Annotated in this window: 9 protein-coding genes, 7 tRNA genes and 1 rRNA gene; 2 read left to right on the top strand and 15 right to left on the bottom strand. The window is 46.4% G+C overall.

Annotated elements, in window-relative coordinates; genetic code table 11:
- Positions 1-89: 89 nt before the first annotated feature.
- The 7 genes from NFR99_RS14390 to NFR99_RS14360 all read right to left on the bottom strand — a co-directional run bounded on the left by NFR99_RS14390 (position 90) and on the right by NFR99_RS14360 (position 3,546).
- A complete protein-coding gene (locus tag NFR99_RS14390; protein ID WP_251353989.1) occupies positions 90-308 on the bottom strand; it encodes a hypothetical protein in 219 nt (72 codons plus the stop codon).
- Positions 309-555: 247 nt separating this feature from the next.
- Positions 556-1,101 carry a hypothetical protein gene (locus tag NFR99_RS14385; RefSeq protein ID WP_135976917.1) on the bottom strand — a complete coding sequence of 182 codons (546 nt, stop codon included), beginning with the start codon at positions 1,099-1,101 and terminating at the stop codon, positions 556-558.
- A 133-nt stretch (positions 1,102-1,234) separates the two neighbouring features.
- A complete protein-coding gene (locus NFR99_RS14380) occupies positions 1,235-1,489 on the bottom strand; it encodes a hypothetical protein (protein ID WP_135976916.1) in 255 nt (84 codons plus the stop codon).
- A gap of 215 nt (positions 1,490-1,704) precedes the next feature.
- Positions 1,705-2,763 carry an AAA family ATPase gene (locus NFR99_RS14375; protein ID WP_251353988.1) on the bottom strand — a complete coding sequence of 353 codons (1,059 nt, stop codon included), beginning with the start codon at positions 2,761-2,763 and terminating at the stop codon, positions 1,705-1,707.
- Positions 2,760-3,098, bottom strand: coding sequence for a hypothetical protein (locus tag NFR99_RS14370; RefSeq protein ID WP_168354851.1), 339 nt, complete (start codon positions 3,096-3,098; stop codon positions 2,760-2,762). The genes NFR99_RS14375 and NFR99_RS14370 overlap by 4 nt, the downstream gene beginning before the upstream one ends.
- A complete protein-coding gene (locus NFR99_RS14365) occupies positions 3,095-3,277 on the bottom strand; it encodes a MerR family transcriptional regulator (RefSeq protein WP_120486992.1) in 183 nt (60 codons plus the stop codon). Before NFR99_RS14365 ends, NFR99_RS14370 begins: the two co-directional genes overlap by 4 nt.
- A gap of 44 nt (positions 3,278-3,321) precedes the next feature.
- Positions 3,322-3,546, bottom strand: a complete 225-nt coding sequence (locus NFR99_RS14360; RefSeq protein ID WP_251353987.1) for a helix-turn-helix domain-containing protein — start codon at positions 3,544-3,546, stop codon at positions 3,322-3,324.
- 199 nt (positions 3,547-3,745) lie between these two features.
- Here NFR99_RS14360 and NFR99_RS14355 point away from each other — a divergent pair, with 199 nt between their 5' ends.
- Together NFR99_RS14355 and NFR99_RS14350 are read left to right on the top strand one after the other, a co-directional pair.
- Positions 3,746-4,183: a helix-turn-helix domain-containing protein gene (locus NFR99_RS14355; RefSeq protein WP_135976914.1), complete on the top strand. Its 438-nt coding sequence runs from the start codon at positions 3,746-3,748 to the stop codon at positions 4,181-4,183.
- Between the two features lie 858 nt (positions 4,184-5,041).
- On the top strand, positions 5,042-6,271 hold the full coding sequence (locus NFR99_RS14350) for a tyrosine-type recombinase/integrase (RefSeq protein ID WP_251353986.1): 1,230 nt from the start codon (positions 5,042-5,044) through the stop codon (positions 6,269-6,271).
- Between the two features lie 85 nt (positions 6,272-6,356).
- Here NFR99_RS14350 and NFR99_RS14345 read toward each other — a convergent pair.
- From NFR99_RS14345 to NFR99_RS14310, 8 genes are all read right to left on the bottom strand, one after another.
- Positions 6,357-6,429: transfer RNA gene (locus NFR99_RS14345), tRNA-Lys, on the bottom strand.
- A 6-nt stretch (positions 6,430-6,435) separates the two neighbouring features.
- Positions 6,436-6,508 (bottom strand) — tRNA-Phe (locus tag NFR99_RS14340).
- A gap of 5 nt (positions 6,509-6,513) precedes the next feature.
- Positions 6,514-6,587 (bottom strand) — tRNA-Met (locus NFR99_RS14335).
- 36 nt (positions 6,588-6,623) lie between these two features.
- Positions 6,624-6,705: transfer RNA gene (locus NFR99_RS14330), tRNA-Tyr, on the bottom strand.
- 15 nt (positions 6,706-6,720) lie between these two features.
- Positions 6,721-6,793, bottom strand: a tRNA-Thr gene (locus NFR99_RS14325).
- A gap of 16 nt (positions 6,794-6,809) precedes the next feature.
- Positions 6,810-6,882, bottom strand: a tRNA-Val gene (locus NFR99_RS14320).
- Positions 6,883-6,918: 36 nt separating this feature from the next.
- Positions 6,919-6,992 (bottom strand) — tRNA-Asp (locus NFR99_RS14315).
- Between the two features lie 210 nt (positions 6,993-7,202).
- A 23S ribosomal RNA gene (locus NFR99_RS14310) occupies positions 7,203-7,280 on the bottom strand; the annotation flags it as partial.

The following is a 7,280-nucleotide window of genomic DNA, read 5'->3' as shown; positions in this document are numbered from 1 at the left end:
TGGGAAGCAGGGAATTTCTCTTCTTCCCTTTTTTCAAGAATAATTCTTATTGTTGCCAATGATAATTATACACTAACTTCCACGTTGCACTATTCGTCTTGCTTTGTGGCTGTTGCAAGCGAACGTTGCATTTCGTCGTTTTGCGGACGTTCGCTTGCAACGTCATCTTTCAGCAGTACATAGGCTTTTTTGTACTTCCCCTGCTGCCCTTTTGGGAACTTACACCGCTTTATTACCGGGGAGAGCTGCCGGAGAGCAGACCTTAGCTCCTCCGGCTTCTCGTACGATATCGTGATTTTAACGCTCATCCTGCCCCCCTAAGTAATATTCTATAAATACCCGCAATTCATCCAGTGTAGCTCTGTCTGCTTCTGCCAGCATTTTTTGAATCTCTTCACGCATTTCCGCTTCGCTCATGCCCGCTCACCCCCTTCCTGCTTCCGTGATGCTTTCACCCCGCTTTCTCTTTCTTCCTTTTCCGCAAGATAATCACGGAGTGAAATATAAATCCGATAAAGAAACCATTCATCATCAGCACTGCATTTCCAAAGAAGTCTAAAAAGCGTTTTCCTCCAAGTCATGCCGCACCGCTTTTCCGGGCAGAATTCCCCTTTTCGTGGGTTTAGGTCTTGCAAAAAGAATATAATCAGATAGCTGCCTTTTCGCTCCCAAATAGTGAATGTATGAAAGTTTATTGATATGCGCCGCTTTAAGGAACTTCTGATTTTCCCGGTCAGCCCATTCCAAATATTTTTCTGCTTTCTGATTGCCCTCCCTTGCCATGCACTTTAGCCGGATGAATAAATTGTCTACCTCTGCAACCATCTTTCTATGCCTTCTCCTGCTCATATCAAGCATAATCACTTTCGGGCAGGTCAGCACCGAATAAGGGATGCCGTTATAACGTGCCACTCTCCGTATTTCATCAGCGGTCAATTCTTCCTCGCCCCGGAATGCCGCCAGTACCAATTCATTTGTTACGTTTGCGAAATATCCAACATACAGACAGCTTTGTTTCTGTACTTCAATCAAGTTTGGGTACTTGTACCCTTCATATAGTCCTGCTCCTTCTTCTCTAAGGAACTGCAAATACCAATCCAAGATAATTTCCTCTACTTTCTTTACAGAGGGCAGGGGAAATGTTATAATCTCCCCATACCCTAATACTTTTTTTGTAACGGTTTTCTGGGTTACTTGCCCCTATCAGAGCGGCTACTCTGGCGGGGCTGTTTTTTTAGTCAGTAGTTACGTTCCCTGTGACACACAAGAAGCTCTGTCTTTCATACGGTGCTATACAGTTGTCTAAGTTCTTCTCCATGCTCTCCAGGTTGTCGTTGATGCAGCTCAGGTTATCGTTAATACCCTCCAATGCATCCACAATCCGGTCAAGCCGGGAAAGCTGCATCATTTTCCAGGCGTTCTCTGAACTGTTGTCTCCCATTCCTGCCAGCTCGCAGAACTCCTTTGCTATATCGGTGTATTTGCTCATGATTCATTCTCCTTTCGTGTCCTATAGATAAACGGATTATTCTGACGAATATGTGTAAAACCCTTGATTTTACTGGGCTTGTCCACACTTATCAATCTGAACAAGTGTGCATTGTGTATGGTATGCTCACATTCCACACTTACTCACTTTGACGAGTGTGTAAAAACATTGATTTTATAAGGTTTTTTGCACACTAATCACATTTAGAAGTTTATCTATAGGGATAACTCTTCTTGTTTCGTTTCTGGCTCTCGTTCCTCGTGTCCTGGTAATACCCATATTGCACGAGACGGGAAAGAATTTGTTTTCTGGCTGATAATTCCAAGTTCCTGTTTCGCCCTCTGTAGTGATGCGTCAGAAATCCTGTTCGCTTTCGCCAGGTTCATAAGCTCCTGAGCAAGCCGCCGTCCCTCCGGCATGTTGTTTACTAAGAATTCTTTTGCGCCTTCTATCGCTGGTGCTGCCTTGGCTCTCCTCTTGTTCCTGATAGCTGTATAATCGTCCATCGACAGCAAATTTTCACCCATATAGACTATACCGCCCCTGTCGGGGTCTATCTCAAACAGAATCGTTTTCCCCTTTTTCTCAAGACTGGACTTTTCATGCGACATGAACTTTGTATCATCTTCGCCTGGAACATTGCCGAGGGCTATATAGCTCCGGCATGAGCCCATGATATCCGTAGAACCTAAAATCCTCGTTATTGCGTCTCCTTTACCATTTTTGTTAAAATGGCAGATAATTACGACCGCTACATCGTATTTCTGCGCAAGTTCTACGATATGTCCCATCTGTTCCCGCGTCTTATTCGGTGCGTTCATATCCACATCGCTACCAATGTACGCCTGAAATGGGTCAAAAATCATTAGGGCGGGCTTGGCGTCCTTCATGTATTCCTCTATTTCCGGGCTGTTAAACAGAAGCTGGGACTTGTTTTCCGTCACTGTATAGATATTCTTCATATCAGCACCACAAATCCTCAGCCGCTTCTTGATTGTGTCCCCGATTCCGTCCTCTGCCGTCAGGTAAATAACCTTTTCCGGCTCATTCCCAAACGGTATGAGGTTGAAAAAGCTCCTCCCCGTGGATACGCACGCTGCCATGTAGCAAAGAAGGTATGTCTTACCTGTACCCGGATATGCAGCGCACAAAGTCAGTTTCCCACGTGGCACATACGGACAGTACAGCCAGCTAACTTCCTCCTCTTCGACATTCTCAAGACAAACCAGAGAAAGCTTCTGTTTTCCGTCTTTTTTACCGCCTGAACCCTTCACAGCTTTTTCTCTTCGTTGAGCTTGAGCAATAAGTTCAAGAGCTGTTCGTCTGTTAGCTTCTGTAAGTCCCTGCGGCTCATTGTTTTCCATTTTTCCGCATCCTCCTTTCTTTGCTCCTCTCTTAGCCATTTTATCAGTTCCCTGTCCTGCGGCCTGTAATGGCTGCAATACTCCAAATCGAATTGCGCATACTCTTCCGGTGTCAGCTCTTTCCGCAAGATGTTGAAAACATCTGCATAGTCCAGAAGGTTGTTGACGCGCCCGAACAGCTCCGGCGTCCATCTCCACGCCTTGACCTCTGCCAGTATGTACCGCAATTCCTCCTGAACCGTCATGTGTCCTCTTTCTCTCCACGGTTCAGATATTCCACCAGCTTCTCCAGGTTCACCAGGTATTTACACCCGGCTCTTACGTATACTATTTTCTTCTGCAAACAAAGCTTACGCAGATAGTCATAGCTAAGCCCTGACTGCGCTGATGCTTCGTTAAGTGTCACCATTGTAGGACAAACCATTAATACATCCCCTTTCTACCTCTTCCCACGCCGCCCCTGGTGGGTTATTCGATGATTTCTGTTACGTCTACGCCGAGAGCGTCAGCTACACGGCCAGCGCATATCGGTGTGACTTTCCTGCTGTTTAAGATTACATTCAGCCTTGCACGGCTCACGCCGTAGGCTTCTGCTAGCCCCATAACTGACATTTTCTTCCTTGCCATGACAAGGTTGATTTTCTCTCTGTCCAGCTTCACGTTACCAACTCCTTTCTCTGTATGCTTGTCCATTAGTTTCCTCTGTACCCGTGCCAAGAACTGGCTGAATGTGGGCTTGTGGCGATTGCCTGTACAAAATAAATAGTTTCCTATTTCTTATTTTCTATAATATCAAATACAAAACCATTTGTCAACAACAGATAAATAGTTTTGTATTTACAAGTAGCATCATTCTATGATATTCTATAGTCATAAAAAGCGAGGTGAGGGTATGGAAACTGCAAAAAAAATAAGAATGTATCGCAAAAAAAGTGGTTTAACCCAAAATCAATTAGCCGAAAAAACCGGGCTTTCCATTGCCACTATTCAGGGCTACGAACAGAATAAATATGAACCCAAAATAGAAACACTCCAAAAAATAGCTGTAGCCTTAGGGGTAAGCATCAATGATTTAAAACCGACACTCCCCCTGAAAGCTGGGGAGCTTATAAAAAAAGAGTTGATAGATGAATTAAAGAAGTTAAACATATCTGTCGAGGGCATTTCAGCACGTGACAGAACAGATGCCGTTATTAAAGCCTTGGAGAAAAAAAAGAGCCTTTTAGCGGCGTATGACTCCATGAATATATCAGGTCAGGACAAAGCTATAGAACAGATGGAACTGCTAACCAAGATACCAGAATACCGCAAAGAGGACAAGCCAGAGTAGCCCGCTGCTGCGCTTCGTCCGTTTTTCGGACGCTCAAACTGATGTTTTGCAGGTGTCCGTTTTTCGGACGGCTGGGGGATGCCCTGAATTGGGGCGCCCATCACATCCATGCAAAACCTAAAAAATAGGTTTCGTGCCAACGAGTCCAAACCTGGCTCCGTTGCCCGCTGCATTGAATCCAAAATTGGCTTCAGTGCTTTGTCCGTTTTTCGGACAAAGCATAAACCACCTCCGTACTTTGGGGTACGGACGTCCCAGGGAACGGATGCCGGATGCGTAAATTATGGAACTGAGGGAAAAATGTCCCTGAAATAACGTCGTGAAACGCGACGCTAAACTCCGGGCCAAAATGCCCCTGAGTATCTAACCGAGGAAAAAACTACTTGGTTTTTCCCATTTTTGGGAAAAAGGCCGCAAAACACAGCCTTAGTAAAACTTAGTATCTGGCCAGCTTATACCTTTAAACCTGCTTATCTTTAAATGAAAGGCTGCAAACACGGCCTTAGAACATTGAAAACATAATATGCTTAACCGGATAGCCGGGGGACGTGCTCCCACCCGTTCCGAGTCTTGCGGAAAGGGGTGGTGTTTATGAGTACATACGAGGAATTTATGATTATCTTGACAGCAGTTAACGTAATCATCGCCGTTCTGAATTATACACATAAAAAATAGCCGTCCTGCCCTGGTAAGCTAACGGCTATTTTTAGTTCAAAGTCTCGCCGGGACGGGTGACGTGCACTCACCTTCCGGCTGTCTTGTTAAGCATATTATAGAACATCGTAAACGCATTTGTCAAATCAAACTTTCTGCACCTTCCCACGCCGCCCCCGGTACAGGAAGAAAGAGAGGTAGGATATGGCATCTATCAGAAAACGGGGGAACTCGTACCAAATCACAGTAAGCAACGGAAGACGGATAGACGGCTCCCAGATTGTGGAGACGGCGACTTTCACGCCAGACCCGAAGAGGACAGAGAAGCAGAACCAGAAGGCACTTGAGAAGTTTGTGTTCGAATTTGAAGAGAAGGTAAAGTCCGGGAAGTTCCTGGACGGAGAAAAGATAACGTTCCAGGCGTTTTCGGACACCTGGCTTTCAGACTATGCGCTGCAGCACTTAGAACCGACAACCATAGACATTTACAAGAAGCTGCTACGCGTGCATATTATCCCGGCCATAGGGAACTTAAAGCTTGCACGCATACAACCAGCGCACTTAAACAAACTCTATAACGCCATGCTACTGGAACGCAAGGACGGCAGGGAGGGCGGTTATTCCCCCACCACAATTAAGAGGGTACACGCCCTTATCAGCAGCATCTTAAACACCGCCGTCAAATGGAACGTAGTATTAGAGAACCTATGTGAGCGCGTCAGCCCACCGAAGCAGAGACGGGATGCGGACAGCATACAGTTTTTCACGCTTGAGGAAACTGGCTTGTTCCTGGCTGCTGTAGACGCTGCACTGGCAGCGGGACGCATACATACACAGCATAAAGTATTCTTCCACCTGGCCCTGTTCTGCGGCCTGCGCCGTGGTGAATTAGTAGCCCTTACATGGGCTGATTTCGACTTTAACCGCTGCACGGTAAGCATTACAAAGAGCACCGGGCTTGTGGACGGGAAACCCTTCACAAAAGCACCTAAAAACAAAACCTCCTCCCGTACCGTATCGGTACCCGAGAGCGTGATGATGCTGGTTCGGAATTACCAGAGGGAGCAATACAGGCTCCGTCTGTCCCTTGGAAGCTACTGGAAGGGCAATAACTACGTGTTCATCCAGGCAGACGGGAAGCAGATGTACCCATCCACACCTTACAGCGTATTTAAGGACGTTATACACAGGCATAACCAAATGGCCAGTGATGCAGAACTGCTCCCGGATATCCCACTGCACGGGTTACGACATACATCAGCGACGCTGTTAATCAGCCAGAACGTGGATATCCGTACCGTGTCCGGCCGGCTTGGACATGCCCAGACCAGCACCACCATGAACATATACAGCCACCAGCTCCAGAGCATGGATGAAAAAGCAGCAAACACACTGGAAAGCCTTTTGCACCCGGTAAAATCAAAGATTTGTTAGTCAAATGTTAGTCAACACGGAAAAAGCACCCTCAACACGAGAGTGCTTTTCTTCTTGAAACCCGCTTATTTACTGGACTTTTTAGTGAGACATCGGGGATTCGAACCCCGGACAACTTGATTAAAAGTCAAGTGCTCTACCAACTGAGCTAATATCCCACAAAATGCCTGGTTCCGGAATCGAACCAGAGACACGAGGATTTTCAGTCCTCTGCTCTACCAACTGAGCTAACCAGGCATAAATTGCGGGGGCAGGATTTGAACCTACGACCTTCGGGTTATGAGCCCGACGAGCTTCCAGACTGCTCCACCCCGCGCTAATTATAAAATTTTCAATGAATCAATGATCCAAATGGATGGAGGTGGATTCGAACCACCGAAGCAATTTGCAGCAGATTTACAGTCTGTCCCCTTTGGCCACTCGGGAATCCATCCATATTTCTAGTACTAAGCCGATGATCGGACTCGAACCGATAACCTGCTGATTACAAATCAGCTGCTCTGCCAATTGAGCCACATCGGCACATTGTAGTACTAAATGGGACCTATAGGGCTCGAACCTATGACCCTCTGCTTGTAAGGCAGATGCTCTCCCAGCTGAGCTAAGATCCCATATCTATTAAATTGTCTCATATCTTTCGATATGAACGACCCAGATCGGACTCGAACCGACGACCTTCGCCGTGACAGGGCGACGCTCTAACCAACTGAGCCACTGGGCCATTTTTCCAAGGGTATGCACCCTCAAAACCACATACAGTATAACATATTCTTTAAGACATTTCAACCGGAAAACCATCTTGACTTGATCTCTTTTCTTCTGGTCGTTTCCTTCCGCTTCTTTAACAGAAGTTTGAAGTCGCTCTGCTCCTTCGAACAACCAGACTACTAAGATTCATGCTGCGCCCCCAGGCTTGCATTCATCAAGTATTCTGGTCAAGCCTTCGACCTATTAGTAGCAGTCAGCTCCATGCATTGCTGCACTTCCACCCCTGCCCTATCAACCTCGT

Origin of the sequence: Hominisplanchenecus murintestinalis (genome assembly GCF_943193015.1) — a bacterium.
Taxonomy (GTDB): domain Bacteria; phylum Bacillota; class Clostridia; order Lachnospirales; family Lachnospiraceae; genus Hominisplanchenecus_A; species Hominisplanchenecus_A murintestinalis.
This window is presented reverse-complemented; position numbering and strand designations above follow the sequence as displayed.

Excerpts from the sequence above, each read along its gene's own strand:
- NFR99_RS14360 (WP_251353987.1), bottom strand. The coding sequence starts at position 3,546 with ATGGACAAGCATACAGAGAAAGGAGTTGGTAACGTGAAGCTGGACAGA.
- NFR99_RS14390 (WP_251353989.1), bottom strand. The coding sequence starts at position 308 with ATGAGCGTTAAAATCACGATATCGTACGAGAAGCCGGAGGAGCTAAGG.
- NFR99_RS14380 (WP_135976916.1), bottom strand. The coding sequence starts at position 1,489 with ATGAGCAAATACACCGATATAGCAAAGGAGTTCTGCGAGCTGGCAGGA.
- NFR99_RS14350 (WP_251353986.1), top strand. The coding sequence starts at position 5,042 with ATGGCATCTATCAGAAAACGGGGGAACTCGTACCAAATCACAGTAAGC.
- NFR99_RS14370 (WP_168354851.1), bottom strand. The coding sequence starts at position 3,098 with ATGACGGTTCAGGAGGAATTGCGGTACATACTGGCAGAGGTCAAGGCG.
- NFR99_RS14365 (WP_120486992.1), bottom strand. The coding sequence starts at position 3,277 with ATGGTTTGTCCTACAATGGTGACACTTAACGAAGCATCAGCGCAGTCA.
- NFR99_RS14355 (WP_135976914.1), top strand. The coding sequence starts at position 3,746 with ATGGAAACTGCAAAAAAAATAAGAATGTATCGCAAAAAAAGTGGTTTA.